This window comes from Allobosea sp. Root381 (assembly GCF_001429395.1).
Taxonomy (GTDB): domain Bacteria; phylum Pseudomonadota; class Alphaproteobacteria; order Rhizobiales; family Beijerinckiaceae; genus Allobosea.
Map to the genome: position 1 here is coordinate 75883 of NZ_LMJT01000043.1, position 24286 is coordinate 100168.

Here is a 24286-nt window from a genome sequence, read left to right on the forward strand (position 1 = left end):
ACCTTGAACGCCCTTCCGATTGCCCGCTCGAACGATTGGACCGGCGAGGCTCCGCCATCGGAGGCGCAGAATGCCGAGAGCCTCGACAGGCTCGCGACGACGCAGCACGGCTTCCTGGAACTGCGGCTCGAGGCCGCGCTCGGCCGGCTGACGGCGATGACGACCCTGTTCGAGGCGCAGCGGCTGCAGACGCGTGAGGCGCAGGCTGCGACTTTGAGCGCCGAAAGGGCTCTGGAGCGCCAGCGCGAGACGAACGGCGCTGCACTGCGACGCCATGAGGCCGACGCCGCCGAGATCGAGCGGCTGAAGCGGGACCTGCAGGAGGCGGCGCTGGACAGGGCTCGGCAGGAACGCCGCATCGCCGCGGCAACGTCCGTGCTGGCCGGCAAGATGAGCGAAATCGAGCGCCTGAACGACGCCGTCGCCGCGGCCGAAACCGAGCAGCGCTCTGCCAGGGCGAAGCAGGGCAACGCTTCGGACGCGCTGCTGCGCGAATGCCTGCGCCTGGAAGAGGCCCTGCAGGGCGAGCGCCGGGACCGGATGCTGCTGCAGCGCGCGCTCGAACTGGCGCGCGCCAGCCGGCGGGCGCTGCAGGACCAGATCGACCGGCGGGAGCCCCTGCCCTGCGCCGTCCAGGCGGCGGCAGCGACAGCGACCGTTCCGCCCACTCTTGCGCACCCCGAACATCCCCCTGCCGATGCAGCCCTGCTGCCCAGCCCCAACGGAGCCCATCATGCAGTCTGCCATTAGCGACTTCGCCACGATCACCGCGCTGCGGCCGAGCGTATCGGCGTCCGAGCCCTTCCAGAGCGCGGCCGACAAGATCGCGGCGTTCCCGGCCGTCGCGCCCCATGCGCTCGCCGCCCAGCCGGCGCCCCATGCGCCTGCGGCCTCAGCCGCGGGCGTTCCCGCACCATTGCCTGCCGCACCGCAGCGCGACTGGCCCTCGGCGCTGGCGCTGATCGAGGAAACCAGCGAGGCGATGCGGATCAGCGACCAGCGCTATGCCCAGCTCGAAGAGCGCCTGCATCAGACCGCTGGCCAGGCCGCGGCCAGTATCCGCGAGCTCGAAGCGCAGATCGCGGCGACCAACGACCAGCTCTGGCGCGCCGAGGAACGGGCCCGGCAGGCGGAGCTGCGCGCGCTGGAAGCCGAGGCCTGGCTGGCGCGATTGCACGACGCCGTGACCAGCTCCTTCGCACGGGCCAACCGCGCGCCGTCGCGCGGCTGAGAGAGGCCGGCGGATGTCCAGCCTGATGCGCGCGATGCTGAGTTCGCCGGAGCTTCGGGAGGCGCCGCGCCTGACCGCGGTCGCCCCCGCGCCGGAGCGCGCCGTGACGCCTCTGCGCTCGAAGCGGCCCGACCCGGCCGAGACCCTGACCCTGGTGCTCGACGCCGGCGAGGCCTTCGAGACCGTGCAGCTGCAATTGCTGACGGTGCTGGAAAAGGCCAAGGCATCGCTCGACGAGGCCGAGCAGGAGCGCGACCAACTGCGCGACGAGATCGCGGCACTGACGGGCGAGGTGGAAGGCTGGAGCCGGCGCGCCCGCGAGGCGGAGGCGACGCTCGATCAGGCCAAGCAGGTACTGCACACGCAGCAGGCCATACTGGAGAAGGCGATCCTGCGCGAGCGCGAGGCGGTGAAGATCGCCCATATGCTGGAGCACAGGCTGCGCCAGGGGTGACGGGCGGGCTGCGCGATCGCGCGCATGACGACTTCGTCACTTGCGTCACGAAAGAAGTTGTTCGCAACTCTCGCGCCTCCCTTCTTGACGATTGCCTTGCGGCAGCGCGCACCGTCAGCTTGCAAGGCTTTCTCGATGCGTCGTCAGCGTCCTCAGAGGCGTGCTCGGGAAGGCAGCGGCGCGCGGCCGCTTGGGCATGTTCGGGGTGGCTTCGATGTTCGGCACGAGTCTCAAACGTCTGATGGGCGGACGCGGCGACGCGCCCCCTCGCGACCCCGCGCTTCCGCGAGCCGCCTTGCCGGCGCCGATGGAGGGCGGCGAACCCGCGATGCGACAGCCGCAGGCCTTCGCGCCGCACGGCGCCGCCAACGAGGCAGGCGAGCAGCCCGCACCGATTGCCGAGGCGCCGTCGCCAGCCCGGACCCATGAGGTCGGCCAGCTCATGGCCGCGATCAACGAGCAGTCCAACGAGCTCCAGAGCGAGTTCGCCAAGATCTCGAACTGGTCCGTGCAGCTCGACCTGCTGATGACGCGCACCGCGACCATGCAGCAGATCCTGCCGAAATTCATCCAGACCTCGCAGGACCAGGCGGCGCTGATCGAGGAGTTGCGCGGCATCACCAACCGGCAGGACCGCGAAATCGCGGGGCTCCAGAGCGAGCTCGGCCATTACCGCCCGCTGGCGATGCGCTACGAGGAGGAGCTGCAGCGCAGCCGGGCCACGCTCGACCAGACGCAGGCCTCGCTCGCCACGCTGGAGACCGACCACGGCAAGCTGCAGGGCGAGTTCAACGGGCTCCTGCAGAAGCTCGCCACCGCGGATTCGCGCTTCCAGCGACTGGCGGAGGAGCGCCAGGTGATCGAGCAGAAGCTGCAGGAAAAATCCTCGGTGGCGCAGAACCTGTCGCGCGAGGTCGCGATCCTGCGCTCCGACCTCGTCGCCGCGGACGGCGAAAACCAGCGCCTGCAGCGCGACCTGACCGGCCTGACGGAGAAGATGGGCGGTGAGCGCGAAGCCGCCGGCGAGGCATCGACCCAGGCCCAGGCCCGCATCGTCGTCTCGGCCCAGACGATCAAGGAACTCCAGGTCCAGGCCGCCGCATCGGCCGAGCGCGAACGCAGGCTGACCGAAGATCTGGCCCAGCGCGACAAGCGCGTCTACGACCTCGACATCAAGGTCTCGGCGCTGCAGTCCAAGGCCGATTTCCTGACCGGGGTGAACACCCAGCTGCGCAACGACCTGCGCCACCATATCGACCATGTCGGCACGCTCGAGCACTCCAACCGCCAGCTGATCGAGGCGATGTCGCGCAGCCGCCAGGCGGCCGAGGCCATGGCGCCGGACGGGTTCGAGCCGCCGATGAAGGCCGCATCGGGTGCGTAAGGCATTGCAGCCTCTGCTGAAGTCCTGATCAGAAAGGTCCGTCAGCCCTCATCCTGAGGAGCCGCGAAGCGGCGTCTCGAAGGATGGTCCAGCAGGCTCCCGCGCCCCATGGAGCATCCTTCGAGACGCGGGCTTCGCCCGCTCCTCAGGATGAGGGCTGTGGGTGGTTGGGCCCGCCTCACCGTCCTTGCGAGGAGCGAAGCGACCAAGCAATCCAGGAGTGCAGAGCTAGACGCCCCCTGGGATCGCTTCGCTGCTCTCGCAATGACGAACAGCTCAAGCCGCCTTGAAGGCGGCGTTGATGATCGCCTGCGCCTCTTCCTGGATCGCGCGCAGATGCGCCTCGTCGCGGAAGCTCTCGGCGTAGATCTTGTAGACCTCCTCCGTGCCCGAGGGACGGGCGCAGAACCAGCCATCGGCGGTGACGACCTTGACCCCGCCGATCGCGGCGCCGTTGCCCGGCGCCTCATTCAGCACGGCGGTGATCGGCTCGCCGGCCAACGTATCGGTCGCGACCTGCGCGCGCGACAGCGTCTTGAGCACGGCCTTCTGCTCGCGCGTCGCGGGCGCATCGACCCGCGCATAGAGCGGCGCGCCCAGCTCTCGGGTCAGCGCGGCGTAGCGCTCGCCGGGATCGGAGCCGGTGACCGCCGTGATCTCGGCGGCGAGCAGGCCAAGGATGATACCGTCCTTGTCGGTGGTCCAGCTCGTGCCGTCGAGGCGCAGGAAGGAGGCGCCGGCGCTCTCCTCGCCGCCGAAGCCGAAGCTGCCGTCGGAGAGGCCGACGACGAACCATTTGAAGCCGACCGGGACCTCGACCAGCCGGCGGCCGAGCTTGCCGGCGACGCGGTCGATCATCGCGCTGCTGACGATGGTCTTGCCGATGGCGGCGTCGCTGCGCCAGCCGGGGCGATGGGTGAAGAGATAGTCGATCGCGGTCGCGAGGTAGTGGTTCGGGTTCATCAGCCCGGCGCTGCGGGTGACGATGCCGTGCCGGTCGGCGTCGGTGTCGTTGGCGAAGGCGACGTCGAAGCGGTCCTTCATGCCGATCAGGCTGGTCATCGCATAGGGCGAGGAGCAGTCCATCCGGATCTTGCCGTCCCAATCCGCGCTCATGAAGCCGAAGGTCGGGTCGAGCGTGGCGTCGACCACCGTCGCGTTGAGGCCGTAGCGCTCGATGATCGGCGCGTAATAGTCGAGGCCGGCGCCGCCGAGCGGATCGATGCCGATGCTGACGCCGGAGCTGCGGATCCTGTCCATGTCGACGACGCTGGCGAGGTCTGCGACATAGGCTGCGAGATAGCCGTGGCGCCGGACGTATTCCGAGGCGAGCACCTTCTCGTAGGGCATCCGCCGGATGCCAACGAGCTTCGCCTCCAGCAGGGCATTGGCCTTGCGCTCGATCCAGCCGGTGGCATCGGTGTCGGCCGGGCCGCCATGCGGCATGTTGTATTTGAAGCCGCCATCGGCCGGCGGGTTGTGCGAGGGCGAGATGACCACGCCGTCTGCGAGCCCCGAGGAGCGACCGCGGTTATGGGTGATGATCGCATGCGAGATCACCGGCGTCGGCGTGAAGCGCAGGTTCTCGTCGACCATGGTGACGACGCCGTTGGCGGCGAAGACCTCGAGCGCGGTCTCGAAGGCCGGGCGCGACAGGGCATGGGTGTCGATGCCGAGGAAGAGCGGGCCGTCGATGCCCTTTTCCGCGCGGTAGAGGCAGATCGCCTGGGCAATCGCCAGGATATGCGCCTCGTTGAAGGAAAGCAGGAATGAGGAGCCGCGATGGCCCGAGGTGCCAAAGGCGACGCGCTGGGCGACCTCGGCCGGGTCGAGCCGGTCGAAATAGGCTTTCGTCAGCTTGGCGACGTCCACGAGCTGGCTGGGATCGAGGGGCTTTCCGGCGAGCGGGCTAACGGTGGACGTCATCGATTTTCCTCAGCGGCAGATCGGCATGGCGGCTTCTACAATGCCGATATGAAGTATCCGTTCCCGCCGGCGGAAGCGGGGCGGAGCGCCTCACTGCGCGAGCAGGGGGGCGAGTTTGTGGCGCGAGCAAGGTTCTCGCATCGCCCCAGAATGCTCACGCCTCGGTCAGGATCTCGACGAAGCGGGCGGCGAGCCGCGACAGGGGCCGGCTGCGCGGCGTCATCAGGCAGATCGTGATCGGAAGCTCCGGCGTGACGGTGAGCTTGACCAGCCCCTCGAAACGCTGCGCCTGCGTCAGCAGGCTGTCGATCAGGATGACGTCGCCCTGCCTGGCCAGGAGATGCGCCGCCGAGATGCTGTAGGGCACCGTCATGAAGGGGGCGTAGTCGAGCCCCGCCGCCTCATGCGCGCGGGCGATCAGCCAGCCGAGCGGCGATTTCTCGCGGTCGAAGCAGATCAGCCGCCGCTGCCTGAGCTCGGGCAGGCTGACCGCGCCGCGGTTCGCTAGCGGATCATCCTCGCGGACGAGAGCGATGATCGAGGCGCGGGCCAGCGGCGTCAGCGCGATGTCGTCGGTGACGCGGGGCGAGAACATCACGCCGAGATCGGCCGAGCCCTGCGACAGCTCGGTCGGCGCATCGCCCATGATCAGCTCGATGCGGGCCTGCGGATACTCGGTGACCAGCCGCCGGATGGCCTGCGCGATCAGGCCCTGGCCGATGCTGGGCGTCGAGGCGATGCGCAGCGGCAGCGCCCGGCCCGAGCGCAGGTCTCCGACGGCGTCGCGCAGGGCGCGCCATTCGCCCTCGACGCTGCCCAGCGCCTGCAACAGGGCGCGCGCCTGCGGGCGCAGCACGAGGCGGCCGTCGCGGCGGTCGAAGACCGCGATGCCGAGGCTGGCCTCGCTTCGGGCGATGATCTTGCTGACCGCCGATTGCGTCAGGTGCAGCTGGCGCGCGGCCTCCACCGTCGTGCCGCAGCGTTCGACCGTGCGCAGGACGATGGCGTGGGAGGGCGTCAGCGTGCTCATGCGCCCGCCGCCGAAAGATGGTCCAGCAGGATGCGTGCGGCGCGGTCGAGCGGGGCGCCGTCGCGGTGATGCGCATAGGCGGTGACCAGGGGGCTGTTCTCGAGCGGGCGGACGGCGAGCCCTTCCGTCAGGCCGCTGCTGATGACGAAGCCGTCGACGACGGCGATGCCGACGCCCTCGCGCGCCAGATGACAGGCCGTGTCGGTATGCCGGACGGTGATCGCGATCCGGTCGGCGAGGCCCGCCTGGCCCAACGCCTCCTGGAAGCTGTCGGACCGGCTGACGCCGTCCGGGCCGTAGCTGATCAGCCGCGCGCCTTCGAGATCGCCGCGCGTCAGCACCTCGCTTTCGGCAAGCGGATGCGCCTCGTCGAGTACGCAGACCAGCGGGCTGCAGCGCAGCGCGATATCGCTCAGGCCCTCGACCGCCATCGGGCCGTAGGAGATCGCAAGATCGGCCTCGGCGGCGCTGAGGTGGTCGCGGACATGGTCGAACATCACCTCGACGGCGGCGCGGTCATCCAAGGCCAGGCGCGCGCCGGCGATGGCAGGCGGCAGGATGCTGTGGGCCAGGCCCGGGACGGTCGCGATGCGGAGCCGGTCGGCCATGCCGACGCGGATCATGTCCGCCTCGTGGCGCGCCCGGCGCAGCGCCGCGAAGCTCGGCCGCGCCAGCCGGGTCAGTTCCAGCGCCTCGGGCGTCGGGGTCAGCCGCCCCTGGACGGTCGCGACGAGACTGAGAGCGAGCTCCTGCTCCGCCTGCCGCAGCGACTTGATGACGGCGGACTGACTGATGCCGAGGCCCTGTGCGGCCTCGCCGGTGCCACCCAGCCGGACGAAGGCGTCGATCACATGCAGGGCGTTGAGCTTCATCGCGCCTATTCCATCCGGTCGAAGAACTTGCCGAATGTTTCATTGGCGAGACTAGGCACGGCTGTGGGAGGGTGCAAGCTGCCGCCACGCAGCAGCGGCCAAAATCAGGGGATCTCCATGACCACATTCCGCTCCATGGTGTCGGCCGCCGCGCTCGCGCTCGCCGTGATGGGCCCGGCGCTGATCGTCGCACCTTTCTCGGCCTCCGCACAGGGCGTGCTGAAACTGGCGCAGACGCAAGACCTGATCTCGCTCGACCCGATCGCGACGAGCGACAATCCCTCGATCCACGCGCAGCTCCTGATCTACGACACGCTGCTGCGCCCCAGCACGGACGCGACGAAGCTGGAGCCCGGCCTCGCCGAGAGCTGGACCGTCAGCGAGGACGGGCTGACCTATTCGTTCAAACTCCGCGAGGCGAAGTTCTCGGACGGAACGCCGGTGACCGCCGCCGACGTCGCCTTCTCCCTGAAGCGGGCCGGCAGCGACGCCTCGAACTGGAAGCGCTTCTTTTCCGGCATCGACACGGTCGAGACGCCCGACGAGCGCACCGTCGTGCTCAAGCTGAAGAAGGTCTTCACCCCACTGCTCAACAATCTCGCGCTGTTCTCTTCGGCGATCCTGCCGCAGAAGGCCTTCGAGGCGGCGCCCGACAAGTTCTTCGAGAAGCCGATCGGCTCCGGCCCCTTCACGGTCGCCGCCTGGAACAAGGGCCAGGGCCTGTCGCTCAAGAAGAACGCGCATTACTGGCAGCCCGGCAAGCCGAGCCTGGACGGCGCCGAGATCCTCGTCCTGCCCGAGGGCAACAGCCGCGTGCTCAAGCTGCAGGCCGGCGAGATCGACGCCGCGCTGGAGATCCCGCTGAACCAGATGCAGAGCCTCGGCCGCTCCGGTGCGATCAAGACCGAGGTCGCAAACGTGCTTCGCACCGACTTCGTGCTGCTGAACACCAAGAAGAAGCCCTTCGACGACGTTCGCGTCCGCCAGGCGCTGAACTACGCCATCGACAAGGAAGGGCTGGTCAAGGCGCTGCTCTACGGCGCAGGCAAGGTCGCGAACTCGCCGATGCCGCCGATGGCCTATGCCGACCCCGACCTCAAGCCCTATGCGCATGATGTCGCCAAGGCCAAGGCCCTGCTCAAGGAAGCGGGCTATGCCGACGGCTTCAAGACCTCGCTGCTCGTACATTCCGGCCGGCCGCTGCACCGCCAGCTCGGACAGGCGCTGCAGAGCGCGCTCGGGCAGATCGGCGTCACCGCCGAAATCCGGCTCGTCGAGGGCGGCACCCACTGGTCGACCACCAAGGCCGGCGACTACGAGATGGCGGTCTCCTATGCCTCGAGCGACACGATCGACCCTGACCAGATGGCCGGCTTCCTGATCGTCAATCCCGAGCGTGCCAATGCCTACCACACCGAGTGGAAGAGCGAGCGCGTCAACGAGCTCTACGAGAAGGAGCGCGCGACCAAGGACGGGCCGGAGCGCGGCGCGATGTTCAAGGAGATGGTCAAGCTCGCCCATGAGGGCGCGCCCTCGATCTTCCTGTTCTATCCCGGCACATCCTACGCCCATCGCAGCAATGTCAGCGGGTTCGAGGTGCTGCCGACCGGCAACTTCCGGCTGGAGGACGTCAAGCTGAAGTGAGGCCGGGGCGGCCTCGCGCCGCCCTGCCCCCTGGCTGCTGATCATGCTGACCTACATCCTCAAGCGACTCGTCCAGCTCGTGCCGGTGCTCTTCGGCATCACGCTGGCCTGCTTCTTCCTGCTGCGGGCGTTGCCGGGAGATCCGGCAACGCTTCTCCTCGGCGCGCGCGGCGGGCCCGAGGAGATCGCGGCGATGAAGCAGCGGCTCGGCCTCGACCTGCCGCTGTGGCGGCAATACCTGCTCTTCCTCGGCGACATCCTCTCCGGGAGCCTCGGCCGCTCGGTGGTCTATGGCCAGCCGGTGACGAAACTGGTGCTGGAGCGCCTGCCGGCGACCTTGTGGCTCGTGGCCTATTCGACCGTGATCGCGGTCGTGCTGACGATCCCGCTGGCGCTGTGGTCCGCGGTGAAGCGCGACCGCCCGGCCGACATCCTGATCAAGCTCGTCTTCACGGTTCTGCTCGCGATCCCCTCCTTCTGGCTCGGGCTCGTGCTCGTCGTCGTCCTCGCCATCTGGGTGCCGCTGTTCCCGACCTCGGGCTACGGCAACGGCGCGCTCGAACGCCTGCACCACCTGACGCTGCCGGCCTTCGTGATCGCGCTGGCGACGGCGTCGCTGACGATCCGCAGCCTGCGCAGCGGCATCCTCAACGTGCTGGGCTCGGACTACGTCACCACCGCCCGCGCCAAGGGCAACGCCACGGCGCGCACGATGCGCGTCCATGTGCTGCCCAATGCGCTGATCAGCTCGATCTCGGTGCTCGGCGCCCATACCAGCTGGGTGATCGGCGGCACGGTGGTGATCGAGACGGTCTTCGCGCTGCCCGGGCTCGGTTCGCTCTTCGTCGAGTCGATCTTCGCCCGCGACTACCCGATGATCCAGGGGCTGACGGTCGTCTTCGCCGTCCTGGTGGTCCTGATCAATCTCGCGACGGACATCGCCTATGCGCTGGCCGACCCGCGCATCCGGCTGGACTGACGCGATGAGCAAGCGCCGCCTCGATCCGACGCTCCTCGTCGGCCTCGCCATGCTCCTGCTGCTCTGCCTGTTCGTCGGGCTCGGGCAGCTCTGGACGCCGCACGACCCCTTCCTGGTCGACTACGGCAACACGCTGCAGCCGCCCTCGGCGAAGCACTGGTTCGGCACGGACGATCTCGGCCGCGACGTCGCCTCGCGCGTCATGGCCGGCGGGCTGGTGGACCTGCGGGTCGCGCTGGTCTGCGTGGCGGCCCCGGCCGTCCTCGGCATCGCGATCGGCGCGCTGTCCGGCTTCGTCGGCGGGCGCGTCGACACGGTGATCATGCGCATCACCGACATCTTCTGGGCCTTCCCTTTCCATGTGCTGGTGATCGCCATCGTCGGCGTGCTCGGGCCGGGCGAGGCTAATCTCTACCTCGCCTTCCTGCTGGTGAACTGGATCTCGTTTGCGCGCATCACCCGCGGCGAGGTGCTGGTGCTGCGCGAGCTCGAATATGTGCAGGCCGCGCGCAGCTTCGGTTCCACCGACCGCCGCATCATCGCGGCGCATATCCTGCCCAATGCGGTGACGCCCGCGATCGTCTTCGCCATGGCCGACGTGGTGCTGACGATCCTGGCCGTGACCTCGCTCTCCTTCCTCGGCCTCGGCATCCAGCCGCCGACGCCGGAATGGGGGCTGATGATCGCCGACGGCCGCCAGTTCCTGTTCGACGCCTGGTGGATCGCGACCGCTCCCGGCCTCGCCATCATCTACACCGGCGTCGCCTTCGCCCTGATCGGCGAGGGCCTCGACACCGCGCTCCGGCCCAAGGGCTGAGGCGCTTCTTCCTTCCGCCATATCGCGAGACGGCCATGAGCTTCTTCACCGACAATGCCGAACTGCAGCGGATCGGCGCGCTGCTCGAGGCGCATGCCGCCCCGATCTATGCCGCGCGTAACATTCCCATCGAGCAGTTCGCCTATGTCCTGCTCCGGCCCGGAGCGGATGGCGGCAGGCCGCAAGGCGCGGCCCTGCGCGCCGACTGGCGGGCCTATCCCTGCTCGCTGGTGAAGGTGTTCCACCTCGTCGCCGCGCAGCTACGGCTCGAGGACGGCCGGCTTTCCGCGCATGCCGAACTCGACCGCGCCATGCGCGACATGATCCTGTGGTCGTCCAATTCGGCGACGAACTACATCATAGACCTGCTCACCGGCACGACCGGCGACACGCTCCTTGACGAGGCGGAGATGGAGCGCTGGCGCGAGCGGCGCCAGGAAATCAACCGCATCTTCGCCGGGCTGGGCTGGTCTGAACTCGCCGGCATCAACCTCGACCAGAAGCTGATGGACGACCTGCGCTACGGACGCGAGAAACAGGCTCTCGACCACTCGCCTGTCGGGCACAACTGCCTGACGCCGATCGCCATGGCACGGCTGATGCACGAGATCTTCAGCGAATCCGCCCTGCTGCCGCCGGCGCGGCTCGCCATCATCCGGGACTTTCTCGCCCGCGACGCCAACAGCCCGGACCGCGGCCGCGGCGCCTATCAATTGCTCGGCTATCTCGGCAGCACGCTGCCGGAGGGAACCCAGATCTGGTCCAAGGCCGGGCGGACGCGCTGGCTCGGCGACGAGCGCGCCCAGTTCCGGCGGCACGACGCCCTGCGCGCGATCCTGCCCGGCGGGCAGGACTTCGTGCTCACCGTCTTCACGCAGGGCGAGGCGATCGCCGAGGATGACGGCTTCCTGCCGGCCCTCGGCGCGATCGCGGCGGCAGAGATCGCAAAGACAGGCTAACGTCGTCCGCGCGACGACTGCGGCTCAGTACGTCGCCCGGCCGCCCGACAGGTCGAAGATGCCGCCGGTCGCATAGGAGCACTCGTCCGAGGAGAGCCAGAGCACCATCCGCGCCACCTCCTCGACCTCGACGAAGCGCCCCATCGGGATGCGGCCGAGGATCTCGGCGCGGCGCTCCTCCGAGATCTCCTTCGCCATCGCCGTCTCTGCGGCGGAAGGCGTGATGGCGGTGACGACGATGCCGTCCTGCGCCGTCTCCTTGGCGACGCTCTTGGTCAGCGCGAGCAGGCCCGCCTTGGAGGCGGAGTAGGCCGCGGCCCGCGCCATGCCCTCCTTGCCCTGGATCGAGGCGATGTTGACGACATGGCCGCGCAGCGGATGCGGGGTGAGCGAGGCGCGCGTCGATTGCTGGCGCATGCGCCCGACGACAGCGCGCGTCACCAGATAGGCGCCGAAGAGATTGACCTGCAGCACACGCTGGAAATTCTCCGGCGAGGTCTCCCAGATCGGCTTCACCTCGCCGAGCACGCCGGCATTGTTGATCAGGATATCGACCCGGCCATGGCCGTCGAATGCCGCCCCGGCCGCGCGGTCGACCGCCAGCGCATCGGTGATGTCGACGATGCGGACTGCGACCTCCCCGCCGAGATCCGCCGCGGCCTCAAGGAGCGCCGTGCCATTCGCGTCCCAAAGCTCCACCTTGGCCCCGGCGCCGAGCAGGGCGCGGGCGATGCCACGACCGAGCCCGCCCGCCCCGCCGGTGACGATGGCGAACCGGCCGGAGAGATCATAGGTCGCGCTCATCAGCCGGCTCCAGGCGGTCTTGGTCGGTTTTGGTCCGGGGGAGGAAAAGCCCCGCAGGAATAGGGCCCGCCACGGTCCGGCGCGTCAAGCTCGGCGCACTTTGCCGGGGCCTCAGCCCAGCATGTTGCGCAGGACGCGCATGAAGACGCGCGAGCCCGGATCGATCAGCGCGTCGGGGAAGTCGAAATCCGGATTGTGCAGCTTCGGGGAATTCTCGCCCGAGCCGAGCTGGAACATCGCCGACTTCGCCCCCCGCCCGAACAGGCCGAAATCCTCCGAGCCGCGGCTCGGCTCGGTCTCATCATGCGGGATGCGCTCCTCGTCGAAGGCCTGGCGCAGCAGCGCCACCGCCTCGGCGTCATTCTCGCAGTGGTGGAAGACGTCGTGATACTCCAGGGCGATCTGCAGGCCGTCGGCGGCGGCGATCTCGCGGACCAGCGCCTCTGCACGCTCGCAGAGCGCCCCCATCTGCGCATCCGCGACGGTGCGCAGCGTCGCCCAGATCTCGGCCCGGCCAGGTGCGATGCCGAAGGCGGCCTCGCCGATGACCGCATGGGTGACGGTGACGAGCGCATAGGAGGCGTCGAGCTCGCCACCCGGCCCGAGGGCGGTCAGCGCCGGCATCAGCTGCGACACCGCCCGCATCGGCGAAACGCCGTGCTCAGGCGTCGAGGCATGCGAGGTCTCCCCCGTCAGCACGATCTTCAGCCCGCGCGAGGCGCAGTTCGCCGGCCCGGCCGAGAGCCGGGCGTGGCCGAGCCCGAAGCCGGGCTTGTTGTGCAGGGAGAAGGCGTAGTCGGGCGCGATCTCCGCGAATTTCGGATCCGCGATCACCGCCGCGGCGCCAGCGCCTGTCTCCTCGGCCGGCTGGAACAGCAGGATCGCGCGGCCGCGCTTCGGGCGCTGCCGGCCGAGCCCGCGGGCAACGGCCGCAAGGATCGCGGTGTGGCCGTCATGGCCGCAGAGATGCCCCTTGCCGGGGACCTGCGAGCGATGCGCGCTCTCCGACAGTTCCTCGATCGGAAGGGCGTCGAGCTCGGAGCGGATCATAACCGTGGGGCCGGGCTCGGCGCCCTCGAAGATCGCCGCGACGCCATGGCCGCCGAGCTCGGTGACGACGCGGTCAGGCGCGCTCGAATCGAGGAAGCGTGTCACAGCCAGCGCCGTCTCGCGCTCCTCGCCGGAGATTTCGGGCCTGCGATGCAGCGCCTGCCGGAAAGCGACGAGATCGACGACATCCTGATTCGTCAGGAACATGAAAACTCCCCCGGCGTAAGCGCCGCCTGCTTCGTTGCGCCGGAGACTGCATCGGCCGCCCGCCCCTTCGCAAGCCGCACTGAGCGCGCAGGCGACATGCTTCCGCCCCCCTCGACGAGACGGGAAACCGACGTCCTCCGCCCGCAATATCGGCGAAATCGACGCGTCGCGTGCCGCGCTCACACGTCGCCATGCGCGTCTCCGGCGCGCATGGCGAGCCCCTCCGGAATCCGAATCGACAACGAAGGGCTGACAAAACGGCCGCGCTGGGGCAGCTTGGACCTATCGGAGACGGCCGGCCGGGCATGCCGACAAGGAGTCACGGGCCCATCGGCGGGCCGTGCCGTCAGCCATTTTCAGCACGCAATCAATCGGAGGTTGGTTTCATCATGAGTCGCGGATTCATCGTCGCAAGCGCCGTCGGGCTTGCCCTCTTCACCGCCGGCTGCGTCGGGCAGTCGCGCGTCGTCGCGCCCTTGGCGCCGCCCGCGCCGGCAGGTGGCGGCCCTGCCTCTGCGAAGCTCATCGCCGATGACGGCCAGGGCGGCCTCACCCTGCCCGACGGAACCCAGGTGCAGGTCGATCAGCGCGGCGGGTTCACGCTGCCGAACGGCGAATATGTCCGCCGCGACGGCTCCGGCGCGCTCAACCTGCCGAACGGCTCGCGCTGCGTGCCTACGCGCGGTGGCTTCGCCTGTCCGTGACGGGAGGCCGCAGGGCGATCACCTCCTGCAGGTAACCGAGCAGCGGCTCGGCCGCCATCGCGCCCTTGAAGGCGACATAGCCGTCGGGCCGCAGCAGCAGGAGAGCGGGCGGCTCTCCGCCGAACAGGCCGTTCACGGCATCGCCAGCGTCCTCGACGACGGCGATGCCGGGCGGGTCGTCCCAGGCCTGACCGGCCGGGAGGATGGCCACGGTCGCGAAACAGCCGGGCCAGGCGGCGGCAAGCCGTGCGGCGAGCGCCTCGACCTCCGCGAATTCCCCGGCCTTCGGGAAAGCCAGCAGCGTGAAGCCCGGGCTGCGCGTCAGGTCGAACAGACGCAAGGGGAAGCCTATTCCAACCTGCCGCAGCCCCTGAATGTCGGGCATGCGATCCCCCGGCGCCGGGCCGCCACCGGCCGCTTCCGGCGCCAGCGGGCCGCCGGCGTAGCTGACGAGCAGCTGCGTGTCATGGAGCCGGTGCGGCGGCTCGGCCGGCTTGCCGAGGCCGACGCTGCGCTTGACGGTGTCCTCGATCACGGCGAGAGCGACCGGCTGCCGCTCGGCCTCGTAGCTGTCGAGCAGCGCAGCCGGGGCCAGGTCGCGGCAGACGAGAGCGAGCTTCCAGGCGAGGTTCGCGGCGTCCTGGATGCCGGTGTTCATGCCCTGGCCGCCGGTCGGCGGATGGATATGGCAGGCGTCGCCGGCCAGGAAGACATTGCCTGAGCGATAGCGCTCCGCCAGCCGCATGCTGATGCGGAAGATCGACGACCAGCGCATATCCGAGAGCTGCGGCCGGCCGGGGAGCAGCCGGTCCGAGACCGCCTGGAGCTGTGCCAGCGTCGCGCCCGGCCGGTCCGACTGGATGCCATGGGCGACATCCTCGGCCGGCTCGCCCTCAGTCTCGACCGGCGCCATCATCGATACCCGGTAGCGGCCCCGCGCCGGCAAGGGAATGGCGACGAAGAAGTCGGGCGGCGCATCGGTCGCGGGCCTGATCGCCTGCAGCGTCATGCCGCGCGGCAGGTCCCAATCGATCGCGACGTCGCCGAGCATGAATTCGAAGGGAAAGGCCTCGCCCTCGAAGGCGATGCCGAGCGCCTTGCGGACCGCGCTGTGCGCCCCGTCGCAGCCGACAACCCAGTCATAACGCCGGCGCTCGGCTTGTCCCTGCCGCTCCAGCTCGACCGTGACGCCCTCGTCCATCTCGGCGAGAGCGGCCAGCCGGCACCCGCGCTCTGGCGCGATGCCGAGCTCCCGCAGCTTGTCCAGCAGCACCTCCTCCGTCCGGTTCTGCGGAACGCCATACTGCGCATAGGGCAGGTCGCTCAGATCGACCGTCTCGTCATGGACGATCTCATCCGCCCCGCGATGGATGACAGCGCGGCGCCCGGTGATGCGCAAACCGGCACCGACGACCTCCCGCGCCACCCCCATCGCCTCGAAGATCTCGAGCGTTCGGGGGCTCACGCCGATCGCCCGGCAAAAGGGCGAGGGTTCGAGCGCAATGTCGATCACGGTCGGCCGCACGCCATGCCGGGCGAGCTCGATCGCCAGCGAAAGCCCGACCGGGCCGGCACCAACGACCAGGATGGATGCGGAAGTCCGAGGCATGAGGCATGTCCCTGCTGACGATGGGTCACTCGGGGCCAGAATTGGCAAGGGAGGGCCTCAACGCAACCTGCATCTCGCCGCAGTCGGGTCGCTGCGCCGGAAAAGCTGCGCGTTCGGAAGCCTCAGGCGCTCGGCCGCGACGCCTGGTCCGACCGCAGAGCCGCGACGAACTTGATCGCGCTGGCCGAGAGCGGGCGGCTCTTGAGCCAGGCGATCCCGATGCTTCGCCTGATCGTCGGATCGACGAGCGGGACCATGGACAGCGCCTCATGCGTGAACATCGCAAAAGTCATCGTCGGCAGCGCGGTGACGCCAAGATCCGCCGCGGCAAGGGCGGCGGCGCAGGAAATCTGGTCGACCTCATAGGCGGGGGCGACGGGAAGATTGGCGTGAATGAAGCCGGCATCGGTCAGCCGCCGGACCGAGGAGGCGGGCGAGATGGCGATGAAATCAAGCTTGGCCAGTTCGGTCCAGCCTACGCTCTCGCGAGCAGCGAGCGCATGCTGGCGCGACATGACGAGGGAAAGCCGATCGCTCGCGATCTCCTCGAAGAGAAAGGGCCCGGAGCTCGCCGGCCTGCCGACGATTGCGAAGTCGACGACGCCGCTCTCCAGCATCGCCAAAGCCCGGTCCTGAAGCGTATCGCGAACCTGGACCTCGATGCCCGGAAAGAGCTTCCGGAACGACCTGAAGACGGGCGGCAGCAGCGTGCAGACGACGGAGGGCAAGGCCGCGATCGCAACCCGGCCGCGGACGCCCTCCCCCCGTCGCGCGATCGCCTCGAAGGTGCCGGCCAGGCTGCGGACCGCCTCGCGCGCACTGGCGACGACGTGCTGGCCTTCATGGGTCAGGGCGAGGTGGCGCGTGGTGCGGTCGACGAGCTTGCAGCCGAGCTCGCTCTCGACGCGTCGCAGCGTCTCGCTGACGGAAGGCTGGGAGACTCCGAGCCGCTCGGCGGCCCCGGTCAGGCTGAGCGTATCGCCGATGGCGACGAGGATTTCGAGTTGCCTGATGGTGAGATTCATCGAAGCGTTCCGGCAGAGATATATAGGCATACCCTATGATAAAATCTGTTTCCATTATTTGACTTTTTGAATGGGACTCCACCTTTTTCCGGCGTCGCGCCCTTCCCGGCGGCGCGAGCGTGGGATGACAGGTGGTGAGTGTGGCGCAACAGGTGTGGATCGGAGCAGCGGCAGGCTTCGCCGGCGATCGCGCCGACGCCTCCGGCCCCTTGATCGAGGCGCTCGCCCGCCATGACGGGCCACGCTTCCTGATCTTCGAGACGCTTGCCGAGCGCACTCTGGCGCTCGCCCAGCTCGACCGGCTGGCGGACCCTTCCCGTGGCGAGGTGCCCGCCCTCAAGCGCCTGCTGATGCCGGCGCTGGCCCCCTGCATCGCCGCGGGCATCAGGATCGTCGGCAATTTCGGCGGCGCCAACCCTCGCGGTGCGGCCGCCAAGATCCGGCAATGGGGGAAGGAGCTCGGCTGGCCTGAGATCAAGATTGCGGTCGTCGAGGGCGACGACCTGCGCAGCAAGCTGACCGCCGCGGAATTCGCCCGGTTCGAGAGCGATGGCGACCTGCTCCGCGGCGAGCCGGAGATCGTCGCGGCGAATGCCTATCTCGGTGCCGAGGCGATCGCCGAGGCGCTCTCGCGCGGCGCCGACATCGTCGTCACCGGCCGCGTCGCCGATCCGGCGCTGGTGCTGGGGCCGCTGAAGCACAGCTTCGGCTGGGCCGATGACGACTGGGACCGGCTCGCGGCCGGCGTGCTGGCGGGACATCTGCTGGAATGCGGATCGCAGGTGACCGGAGGCTATTTCGCCGATCCCGGCATCAAGGACGTGCCGGGCATGGATACGCTCGGCTACCCCCTTGCCGAGGTCGAGCGCGACGGCAGCTTCGTCGTCACCAAGCCAGTCGGGACGGGCGGGCTGGTCGACCGGCGCACGGTCACCGAGCAGATCCTCTACGAAATCCACGACCCGGCGGCCTATCTGACGCCGGACGTCGTGCTCGACCTCACCGATGTCGAGATCGAGGAGATCGGCCGCGACCGCGTCAGCGTGAAAGGTGCGCGGGGGCACGCTGCGCCGAATACGCTCAAGGCGACCATCTGCATCGATGGCGGCCTCCTGGCCGAGGCCGAAATCTCCTATACCGGCCCCAATGCCCGCGCGCGCGCCGGGCTCGCCATCGAGACGGTGACGAAGCGCATGGCGCGTTTCCATCCTGCACTTCAGATCCGCGCCGATCTGATCGGCAGCGTCAGCGTGTTCGGCGACAGTGCGGGTGCGATGCTGGCGGCGGCGACGCCGGTCTCCGGCAACGCCGACCTGCGCGTGCGCTTCGCGGCCGAAACGACCGATGGCGCCGCCGCCGAGTGCCTGCTCGACGAGGTCGAGGCCCTCTACTGCGCCGGCCCCGCAGGCGGCGGCGGCGTCCGCAAGCGCCTGACGCCGCGCCTGCGCAGCACCTCCTGCCTGATCGCGCGCGACCTCGTCTCGCCCCAAGTCTCCATGCTGGAGGTACCCTGATGCCGGCGGTTCCGCTTTACCAACTCGCCCATGCGCGTTCGGGCGACAAGGGCAACCGGCTCAACATCGCGGTGGTCTGCCGCGAGGAGCGCTTCTACCGGCCGCTCAGCGAGCATCTGACCCCGGATTTCGTCACGGCCGTCTTCCGCGAGCGCCAGCCCTCGGCGGTCAGGCGCTACGAACTGCCGAAGCTCCGCGCCTTCAACTTCGTCCTGGACGACGTGCTCGATGGCGGCGTCAACGGCAGCCTCGGGCTGGACGGCCATGGCAAGACGCTGTCCTTCCTCCTGCTCTCCGCCAGCATCGCGCTGCCAGCCGGCATGCTCGGCGCGGAAGAGCCGCCCCAGCCGCAACCCATGCCCGGAGAGCCGCGATGAGCGCCGAACCCGTCGTCCAGCACCTGCGCGAGCAGCACGATGCCGTCTTCGAACGGCTGAACGCGTTCCTGCGCCTGCCGAGCGTCAGCACCGACCCCGCCTATGCGCAGGGCATGGCCGATACGCGCGCCTTCCTCGTCGACTGGCTGAAGCGGATCGGGCTCAACGACGTGCAGCTGCTCGACGGCGGCGGCCAGCCGGCGGTCTATGGCGCCTGGCTCGGCGCGCCGGGCGCACCCACCATCATCGTCTACGGCCATTACGACGTGCAGCCGCCGGACCCGCTGGCGCTGTGGAAGACGCCGCCCTTCGAGCCGACGGTGCGCGACGGCCGGCTCTATGCCCGCGGCGCCTCGGACGTGAAGGGCTCGACCACCATCGCGATCGAGACGGTAGCCGCCTTCCTCGCGGTCCAGGGTCGCTGCCCGGTCAACATCAAGCTGTTCATCGAGGGCGAGGAGGAGACCGGCAGCCCGAGCCTGCACGAGATCGTCCGCCGGTATGGCGACCTGCTCAAGGCCGATGCGATGATCTCGGCGGATGGCGGCCGCGCCAGCCCGACCGTGCCGACGATCAATGTCGGGGCGCGCGGCCTGACCAAGCTGGAGCTCGTCGTCCGCACCGCCGCAAAGGAGCTTCATTCCGGCCGCTATGGCGGCTCGGTCCGCAACGCGCTGCATGAGCTCGCCGCGATCGTCGCCAGCCTGCACGACAGCGAGGGCGCCATCGCCATCCCGGCGCTGATGGATGCGGTCGCCCCGCTCGGCGAGCGGGACCGCCGCGACACGGCCGCCCTGCCCTTCGACGAGGTTGCCTTCGTCGCCGATGTCGGAGGCATCGCCGCAGGCGAGCCGGGCTTCACCATTCGCGAGCGCCTGACGCTGCGCCCGGCGATCGACGTCAACGGCATGTGGGGCGGCTATACCGGCGCCGGCAGCAAGACCGTGATCCCCGACGAGGCACGCGCCAAGATCACGATCCGGCTCGCCCCCGGGCAGGACCCGGAGCAGGTTGCACAGGCGCTGAAAGATCATATCCTGGCGGCGGCACGCCCCGGCGTCGCTGTCCGCTTCGAGACGATCGGCGGCGGCTCGCCGGCCTCGACGCTCGCCGCCGACCACCCGCTGGTCCAGGCGGCGACGAGCGTGCTGCAGGCGACCTCCGGCCAGGAGCCGGTGCATGTGCGCCTCGGCGCCACCGTGCCGATCACCGCGATCTTCAAGGAGATGCTCGACCTCGACACGCTGATGTTCGGCTTCAACCTGCCGGACGAGGACGTGCACGCCCCCAACGAGTTCTTCCACATCCCCTCGATCGCGCTCGGGCTGCGGGCCTGGCCGTTGCTCCTGCAGGAGCTGGCGCAGTTCCCGCCGTCCGCCTTCCGGCAGGACGGGCGCTGAAGCCATGCCGGGGAGAGCCGACATGAATGGGATGATCGTCGCGGCCCAGCCCGAGGCCGTGGAGGCCGGCGCGCTCGTGCTGCGGCGCGGCGGCAACGCCGTCGATGCGGCCATCGCCTGCGCCTTCGTGCAGGGTGTGGTCGATCCGCAGATGACCGGCATCGCCGGCTACGGCTCGATGCAGGTCTATATGCCGCGCCGCGGCGTGCACGAGGTGCTGGAATTCTACGCCCGCAGTCCCCGCGCCGTCCGGGACGAGATGTGGGCGGACAAGATCATCGGCGAGGCGCCGGACGGCTTCTCCTTCGTCGTCGAGGGGCAGGTCAACGAGATCGGTCACCAGGCGGTCGGATCGCCCGGCAACCTCAAGGGCTACACCACCGCGCTCGCCGATTACGGCACGATGGAGCTGGCCGACATCATGGCCCCGGCCATCGGCCATGCCAGGGACGGGTTCATGATCCGCCCCTACATGCACTATTACATGACGCTCGATCAGTCGGCGCTCGGCCGCGTACCGATCGAGACTCTGCTGCGCTTCAGCGCCACCGGGCGGCAGGTCTATTGCCGCGGCGACGGCAGCCTCAAGCGGCCGGGCGACATCGTCGCCAATCCGGACCTCGCGCGCACGCTCGAGCGCATCGCGGCTTCCGGGCCGGACATCTTCTATCGCGGCGAGATCGCGCAGCAGATCGCCGCCGACATGCAGGCCCATGGCGGCCTGCTCGCCTATGAGGACCTCGCCGATTACGAGCTGCGCCGCTCCGCTCCCGTCTGGGGCAGCTATCGCGGCCACCGGATCGCCAGCGTGCGCCCGCCCGGAGGCGGCGTCTCGCTGATCCAGCTCCTGCATGTGCTGGAAAGCTTCCCGCTCGGGGAGATGGAGCATAACGGGCCGGAGCATCTGCGCCTCCTCACCGAGGCGCTGAAACGCGTCACCTCGGACAAGGATACCCATATCGGCGATCCGGAATTCGTCGAGGTGCCGGTCGACCGGCTGCTGTCGAAGGACTACGCCGCCAGCCTCGCCGACAGCATCGGGCGTGGTGAAAAGGCCTCGATCGAGCGGATGAAGCTCAAGCCGGAGCCGAACGACACCACCCAGGTCTGCGTCGTCGACGGCGAGGGCAACGCCGTCACCCTCACGCATACGCTGAACATTCCCAGCGGCGTCATCACCGACGGGCTCGGCTTCATGTATAACGGCCTGATGAGCGCCTTCGATCCGCGGCCGGGCCGGCCCGGATCGCTCGCGCCGAACAAGGGCCGGACGAGCTCGCAGATGCCGAGCATCGTCTTCCGCGACGAGCAGCCCTTCATCGTGATCGGCGCGCCGGGCGGCACGGCCATCCTGCCCGCGATGGCGCAGGGAATCAGCAACGTCATCGACTTCGGCATGCCGATCTTCGATGCCGTGGCCGCACCGCGCATCAGCGTGACCAGCAACACCATCGACGTGTCGAACCGCGTGCCCCGCTATGTCGCCGCCGCTCTGGAGAGCGAGGGCTACCGGGTCGCGCGCTCCTATCAGGGCTTCGCCTTCGCGGCGCTGCACGCCGTCCTGAACGATGGCGGAACCCTGTCCGCAGGCGCCGATCCGCAGCGCGACGGCATGTGGCTGCGCGGCTGAACCCAGGAATCGCCGAACAGACGGATCGCCAAATCAACCGAAAACCCGGGGAGAGACCATGAAACAAGCCTTCAAGAGCCTGCTCGTCGCAGGCCTCGTGCTGACCGGCGCCAGCCTGACAGCCGCCAGCCTGACTTCCGCGCGGGCCGAGCCGTTGCGGATCGGCATCGGCGGCGCCTTCACCTCGATCGACCCGCATTTCTACAACGCGACGCCGAACCATTCGGTGTCGATGCACATCTTCGACCGCCTCGTCGACCGCGCCCCGGATGTCAGCCTGAAGCCCGGCCTCGCCCTGAGCTGGAAGACGCTGTCGGACACGGTCTGGGAGTTCAAGCTGCGCCCGGGCGTGACCTGGCACGACGGCAAGCCCTTCACGGCCGACGACGTCGCCTTCACCTATGAGCGCGCCCGCAACGTGCCGAACAGCCCCGGCGGCTTCGGCGGCTTCCTGCGCGCGGTAAAGAAGGTCGAGGTCGTCGACCCGTTGACCCTGCGCATCGACACCGGCGTTCCGGCTCCGAACCTGCCGCGGGAGCTCGCCTTCGTGCCGATCATCTCGCGCCATGTCGGCGAGACGGCGGCGACCGAGGACTACAATTCCGGTAAGGCCGCGATCGGCACCGGCCCCTACAAGTTCGTCAGCTATACGCCGGGCGACCGCGTCGAGCTTACGCGCAACGATGCCTGGTGGGGGGCGAAGCAGCCCTGGGACAAGGTCACGCTGCGCATGATCACCAATCCCGGCGCGCGCGTCGCCTCGATCCTGGCGGGCGATGTCGACGTGATCGACACGCCGCCCGCCGGAGATCTCGCCAAGCTGCGGGCCGACGACCGGGTCCGGGTCGCCTCGACCGAAGGCCTGCGCGTGATCTATCTCGCTTTGCATTCGCAGGAGCCGGTGCCCGCCACCATCACCGCCAATGACGGCAAGCCGCTGGCCAAGAATCCGCTTCTCGACGTCAAGGTCCGGCAGGCGCTCTCGATCGCCATCAACCGCGAGGGCCTCGCCGACCGGATCATGCACAAGACGGCACGGGCGACGGGCCAGTGGCTGCCGCCCGGCACCTATTCCTACGCGACGAGCGTCGCCGTTCCGGCCTTCGACACGAACAAGGCCAAGGCGCTCCTCGCCGAGGCCGGCTTCCCGGACGGCTTCAAGGTGACGCTGTTCTCGCCGAGCGACCGCTACCCCAACGATGCGGCCACCGCGCAGGCGATCGCCCAGATGTGGACCCGCGCCGGCGTCAAGACCGCGGTGGAGACCCTGCCCTGGAGCGCCTATACCGGGCGCGGCGGCAAGCAGGAATTCGGCATCGGCCTCTGGGGCTGGGGCAGCCCGACCGGCGAGGCGGGGTACCTGCTCTCCAACGTCGCCGCCACCAACGATGCCGCGCGCGGGCTCGGCGTGTTCAACTACGGGCGCTACAGCAATCCGGAGCTCGACAAGCAGATCGTCGAGGCGCTCGCGACGATCGATGACGACAAGCGCGAGAAGCTCTTCGTCTCGGCGATCGAGATTTTCGCGAAGACGCTGCCGATCATCCCGCTCTACACCCTCGACAATGCCTGGGTGACGCGCAAGGGCATCACCATCGAGCCGCGGCGCGACGAGCGCACGCTCGCTGTGGACGCCCGTCCCGCGAAGTGAAGACCAGCAGCACGCGGCGGGCCCTGGCCCGCCGCGAAGGAACCATGTCATGATCAGCTGGCTTGCCAGGCGTTTGATCCAGGCCGTGGCGGTCGTGCTTGCCATGACCGTGATCGTCTTCATCGGCGTGAACGTGATCGGCGACCCCGTCGCGGTGCTCCTGCCGCCCGACGCCGGCGAGGACGAGCGGCTGCGCGTGATCGCGGCCTTCGGGCTCGACCGGCCGCTCTGGGAGCAGTATTTCTCTTTTCTCGGCGGCGCCCTGCGTGGCGACCTCGGCCGGAGTTTCGTCTTCAACGAACCCGCCCTGACGGTCATCCTCCAGCGCATGCCGGCGACGCTGGAACTCGCGATCGCCGCCATGCTGCTGGCCGTGCTGATCGGCGTCCCGCTCGGCCTCTATGCCGGCGTCAGGCCAAATTCCAGAGGCGCGAAGGCGCTGATGGCAGGCTCGATCCTCGGCTTCTCGCTGCCGACCTTCTGGGTCGGCCTCGTCATGATCATGGTCTTCTCGGTCCAGCTCGGCTGGCTGCCGGCCGGCGGCCGCGGCCAGACGGCAGAGCTGTTCGGGATGCAGTGGTCCTTGCTGACGGCGGACGGGCTGCGCCATCTCGCCCTGCCCGCGCTCAATCTGGCGCTGTTCAAGATCTCCCTGGTGATGCGGCTGGTGCGGGCGGAGACCCGCGAGGTCGTGCCGCAGGACTACATCCGGACCGCGCGCGCCAAGGGTCTCGCCGAAGGCGCGGTGATCCGCCACCATGTCCTGAAGAACACGCTGATCCCGGTGGTGACGATCGTCGGCCTCGAATTCGGCTCGGTGATCGCCTTCTCGGTCGTGACCGAGACGATCTTCTCCTGGCCCGGCATGGGCAAGCTGATCATCGACAGCATCCACCTGCTCGATCGGCCGATGATCGTGGCCTATCTGATGGTCATCGTCGTGCTCTTCGTCCTTATCAACCTGATCGTCGACCTGCTCTACACGGTCCTCGATCCGCGCGTGCGGCTGGAGAACTGAG

The 24286-nt window shown here is 69.1% G+C and carries 22 protein-coding genes; 15 read left to right on the forward strand and 7 right to left on the reverse strand.

The window, feature by feature from the left end; all coding sequences use genetic code 11:
* Positions 1–3 precede the first annotated feature (3 nt).
* The 4 genes from ASE63_RS24645 to ASE63_RS24660 all read left to right on the forward strand — a co-directional run bounded on the left by ASE63_RS24645 (position 4) and on the right by ASE63_RS24660 (position 3069).
* Positions 4–750 (forward strand): hypothetical protein, encoded by a 747-nt coding sequence (locus ASE63_RS24645; RefSeq protein WP_056808009.1) that lies wholly within the window; start codon positions 4–6, stop codon positions 748–750.
* Complete coding sequence (locus ASE63_RS24650; protein ID WP_056808011.1) at positions 734–1231, forward strand: hypothetical protein; 498 nt, start codon at positions 734–736, stop codon at positions 1229–1231. Before ASE63_RS24645 ends, ASE63_RS24650 begins: the two co-directional genes overlap by 17 nt.
* A gap of 13 nt (positions 1232–1244) precedes the next feature.
* Positions 1245–1685, forward strand: coding sequence for a hypothetical protein (locus ASE63_RS24655; protein ID WP_156410592.1), 441 nt, complete (start codon positions 1245–1247; stop codon positions 1683–1685).
* Between the two features lie 328 nt (positions 1686–2013).
* Complete coding sequence (locus tag ASE63_RS24660; protein ID WP_156410593.1) at positions 2014–3069, forward strand: hypothetical protein; 1056 nt, start codon at positions 2014–2016, stop codon at positions 3067–3069.
* Between the two features lie 276 nt (positions 3070–3345).
* On the opposite strand, the gene pgm is transcribed toward ASE63_RS24660, so the two are convergent.
* The 3 genes from pgm to ASE63_RS24675 form a co-directional block, all read right to left on the reverse strand.
* Positions 3346–4995: a phosphoglucomutase (alpha-D-glucose-1,6-bisphosphate-dependent) gene (pgm, locus tag ASE63_RS24665; protein ID WP_056808018.1), complete on the reverse strand. Its 1650-nt coding sequence runs from the start codon at positions 4993–4995 to the stop codon at positions 3346–3348.
* A 154-nt stretch (positions 4996–5149) separates the two neighbouring features.
* The gene (locus tag ASE63_RS24670; RefSeq protein WP_056808020.1) at positions 5150–6025 is read right to left on the reverse strand and encodes a LysR family transcriptional regulator; all 876 of its coding nucleotides are present in this window, start codon (positions 6023–6025) and stop codon (positions 5150–5152) included.
* A complete protein-coding gene (locus ASE63_RS24675) occupies positions 6022–6897 on the reverse strand; it encodes a LysR family transcriptional regulator (RefSeq protein WP_056808022.1) in 876 nt (291 codons plus the stop codon). Before ASE63_RS24675 ends, ASE63_RS24670 begins: the two co-directional genes overlap by 4 nt.
* Before the next feature lie 117 nt (positions 6898–7014).
* Here ASE63_RS24675 and ASE63_RS24680 point away from each other — a divergent pair, with 117 nt between their 5' ends.
* The 4 genes from ASE63_RS24680 to ASE63_RS24695 are packed head-to-tail and all read left to right on the forward strand — an operon-like array spanning position 7015 to position 11296.
* Entirely contained in the window at positions 7015–8541 is a 1527-nt protein-coding gene (locus ASE63_RS24680; protein WP_056808024.1) for an ABC transporter substrate-binding protein, read from the forward strand.
* 43 nt (positions 8542–8584) lie between these two features.
* Positions 8585–9520, forward strand: coding sequence for an ABC transporter permease (locus ASE63_RS24685; RefSeq protein ID WP_056808026.1), 936 nt, complete (start codon positions 8585–8587; stop codon positions 9518–9520).
* A gap of 4 nt (positions 9521–9524) precedes the next feature.
* Positions 9525–10337 (forward strand): ABC transporter permease, encoded by an 813-nt coding sequence (locus ASE63_RS24690; RefSeq protein WP_056808159.1) that lies wholly within the window; start codon positions 9525–9527, stop codon positions 10335–10337.
* Between the two features lie 35 nt (positions 10338–10372).
* Positions 10373–11296, forward strand: coding sequence for a serine hydrolase (locus ASE63_RS24695; RefSeq protein ID WP_056808028.1), 924 nt, complete (start codon positions 10373–10375; stop codon positions 11294–11296).
* A gap of 24 nt (positions 11297–11320) precedes the next feature.
* On the opposite strand, the gene ASE63_RS24700 is transcribed toward ASE63_RS24695, so the two are convergent.
* On the reverse strand, positions 11321–12100 hold the full coding sequence (locus ASE63_RS24700; protein WP_056808031.1) for an SDR family NAD(P)-dependent oxidoreductase: 780 nt from the start codon (positions 12098–12100) through the stop codon (positions 11321–11323).
* A gap of 111 nt (positions 12101–12211) precedes the next feature.
* Complete coding sequence (locus tag ASE63_RS24705) at positions 12212–13357, reverse strand: amidohydrolase (RefSeq protein ID WP_056808033.1); 1146 nt, start codon at positions 13355–13357, stop codon at positions 12212–12214.
* A 389-nt stretch (positions 13358–13746) separates the two neighbouring features.
* Between ASE63_RS24705 and ASE63_RS24710 the strand changes: the two genes are divergently transcribed.
* Positions 13747–14061 carry a hypothetical protein gene (locus ASE63_RS24710; protein ID WP_056808035.1) on the forward strand — a complete coding sequence of 105 codons (315 nt, stop codon included), beginning with the start codon at positions 13747–13749 and terminating at the stop codon, positions 14059–14061.
* Here the strand turns inward: ASE63_RS24710 and ASE63_RS24715 are convergent.
* Together ASE63_RS24715 and ASE63_RS24720 are read right to left on the reverse strand one after the other, a co-directional pair.
* On the reverse strand, positions 14033–15670 hold the full coding sequence (locus tag ASE63_RS24715; RefSeq protein WP_056808037.1) for an FAD-dependent monooxygenase: 1638 nt from the start codon (positions 15668–15670) through the stop codon (positions 14033–14035). The genes ASE63_RS24710 and ASE63_RS24715 overlap by 29 nt on opposite strands.
* A gap of 122 nt (positions 15671–15792) precedes the next feature.
* The gene (locus tag ASE63_RS24720; protein ID WP_056808040.1) at positions 15793–16695 is read right to left on the reverse strand and encodes a LysR family transcriptional regulator; all 903 of its coding nucleotides are present in this window, start codon (positions 16693–16695) and stop codon (positions 15793–15795) included.
* A gap of 134 nt (positions 16696–16829) precedes the next feature.
* Between ASE63_RS24720 and ASE63_RS24725 the strand changes: the two genes are divergently transcribed.
* The 6 genes from ASE63_RS24725 to ASE63_RS24750 are packed head-to-tail and all read left to right on the forward strand — an operon-like array spanning position 16830 to position 24285.
* Positions 16830–18209, forward strand: coding sequence for an acyclic terpene utilization AtuA family protein (locus ASE63_RS24725; protein ID WP_056808160.1), 1380 nt, complete (start codon positions 16830–16832; stop codon positions 18207–18209).
* Positions 18209–18586 (forward strand): hypothetical protein, encoded by a 378-nt coding sequence (locus ASE63_RS24730; protein ID WP_056808042.1) that lies wholly within the window; start codon positions 18209–18211, stop codon positions 18584–18586. The genes ASE63_RS24725 and ASE63_RS24730 overlap by 1 nt, the downstream gene beginning before the upstream one ends.
* Positions 18583–19986, forward strand: a complete 1404-nt coding sequence (locus ASE63_RS24735) for a dipeptidase (RefSeq protein WP_056808044.1) — start codon at positions 18583–18585, stop codon at positions 19984–19986. Before ASE63_RS24730 ends, ASE63_RS24735 begins: the two co-directional genes overlap by 4 nt.
* Positions 19987–20008: 22 nt before the next feature.
* Positions 20009–21616 (forward strand): gamma-glutamyltransferase, encoded by a 1608-nt coding sequence (gene ggt / locus ASE63_RS24740; RefSeq protein ID WP_056808046.1) that lies wholly within the window; start codon positions 20009–20011, stop codon positions 21614–21616.
* 58 nt (positions 21617–21674) lie between these two features.
* Positions 21675–23267 carry an ABC transporter substrate-binding protein gene (locus ASE63_RS24745; protein WP_056808049.1) on the forward strand — a complete coding sequence of 531 codons (1593 nt, stop codon included), beginning with the start codon at positions 21675–21677 and terminating at the stop codon, positions 23265–23267.
* A gap of 49 nt (positions 23268–23316) precedes the next feature.
* Positions 23317–24285 carry an ABC transporter permease gene (locus tag ASE63_RS24750; RefSeq protein WP_056808050.1) on the forward strand — a complete coding sequence of 323 codons (969 nt, stop codon included), beginning with the start codon at positions 23317–23319 and terminating at the stop codon, positions 24283–24285.
* The last annotated feature ends 1 nt before the right edge of the window (position 24286 follow it).

What these genes read in the sequence shown, in the direction of transcription:
- pgm (WP_056808018.1), bottom strand. Translation starts at nt 4,995, where the DNA reads ATGACGTCCACCGTTAGCCCGCTCGCCGGAAAGCCCCTCGATCCCAGC.
- ggt (WP_056808046.1), top strand. Translation starts at nt 20,009, where the DNA reads ATGAATGGGATGATCGTCGCGGCCCAGCCCGAGGCCGTGGAGGCCGGC.
- ASE63_RS24680 (WP_056808024.1), top strand. Translation starts at nt 7,015, where the DNA reads ATGACCACATTCCGCTCCATGGTGTCGGCCGCCGCGCTCGCGCTCGCC.
- ASE63_RS24705 (WP_056808033.1), bottom strand. Translation starts at nt 13,357, where the DNA reads ATGTTCCTGACGAATCAGGATGTCGTCGATCTCGTCGCTTTCCGGCAG.
- ASE63_RS24690 (WP_056808159.1), top strand. Translation starts at nt 9,525, where the DNA reads ATGAGCAAGCGCCGCCTCGATCCGACGCTCCTCGTCGGCCTCGCCATG.
- ASE63_RS24700 (WP_056808031.1), bottom strand. Translation starts at nt 12,100, where the DNA reads ATGAGCGCGACCTATGATCTCTCCGGCCGGTTCGCCATCGTCACCGGC.
- ASE63_RS24650 (WP_056808011.1), top strand. Translation starts at nt 734, where the DNA reads ATGCAGTCTGCCATTAGCGACTTCGCCACGATCACCGCGCTGCGGCCG.
- ASE63_RS24675 (WP_056808022.1), bottom strand. Translation starts at nt 6,897, where the DNA reads ATGAAGCTCAACGCCCTGCATGTGATCGACGCCTTCGTCCGGCTGGGT.
- ASE63_RS24695 (WP_056808028.1), top strand. Translation starts at nt 10,373, where the DNA reads ATGAGCTTCTTCACCGACAATGCCGAACTGCAGCGGATCGGCGCGCTG.
- ASE63_RS24710 (WP_056808035.1), top strand. Translation starts at nt 13,747, where the DNA reads ATGAGTCGCGGATTCATCGTCGCAAGCGCCGTCGGGCTTGCCCTCTTC.
- ASE63_RS24735 (WP_056808044.1), top strand. Translation starts at nt 18,583, where the DNA reads ATGAGCGCCGAACCCGTCGTCCAGCACCTGCGCGAGCAGCACGATGCC.
- ASE63_RS24720 (WP_056808040.1), bottom strand. Translation starts at nt 16,695, where the DNA reads ATGAATCTCACCATCAGGCAACTCGAAATCCTCGTCGCCATCGGCGAT.
- ASE63_RS24730 (WP_056808042.1), top strand. Translation starts at nt 18,209, where the DNA reads ATGCCGGCGGTTCCGCTTTACCAACTCGCCCATGCGCGTTCGGGCGAC.
- ASE63_RS24670 (WP_056808020.1), bottom strand. Translation starts at nt 6,025, where the DNA reads ATGAGCACGCTGACGCCCTCCCACGCCATCGTCCTGCGCACGGTCGAA.
- ASE63_RS24715 (WP_056808037.1), bottom strand. Translation starts at nt 15,670, where the DNA reads ATGCCTCGGACTTCCGCATCCATCCTGGTCGTTGGTGCCGGCCCGGTC.
- ASE63_RS24660 (WP_156410593.1), top strand. Translation starts at nt 2,014, where the DNA reads ATGCGACAGCCGCAGGCCTTCGCGCCGCACGGCGCCGCCAACGAGGCA.
- ASE63_RS24745 (WP_056808049.1), top strand. Translation starts at nt 21,675, where the DNA reads ATGAAACAAGCCTTCAAGAGCCTGCTCGTCGCAGGCCTCGTGCTGACC.
- ASE63_RS24750 (WP_056808050.1), top strand. Translation starts at nt 23,317, where the DNA reads ATGATCAGCTGGCTTGCCAGGCGTTTGATCCAGGCCGTGGCGGTCGTG.
- ASE63_RS24685 (WP_056808026.1), top strand. Translation starts at nt 8,585, where the DNA reads ATGCTGACCTACATCCTCAAGCGACTCGTCCAGCTCGTGCCGGTGCTC.
- ASE63_RS24655 (WP_156410592.1), top strand. Translation starts at nt 1,245, where the DNA reads ATGTCCAGCCTGATGCGCGCGATGCTGAGTTCGCCGGAGCTTCGGGAG.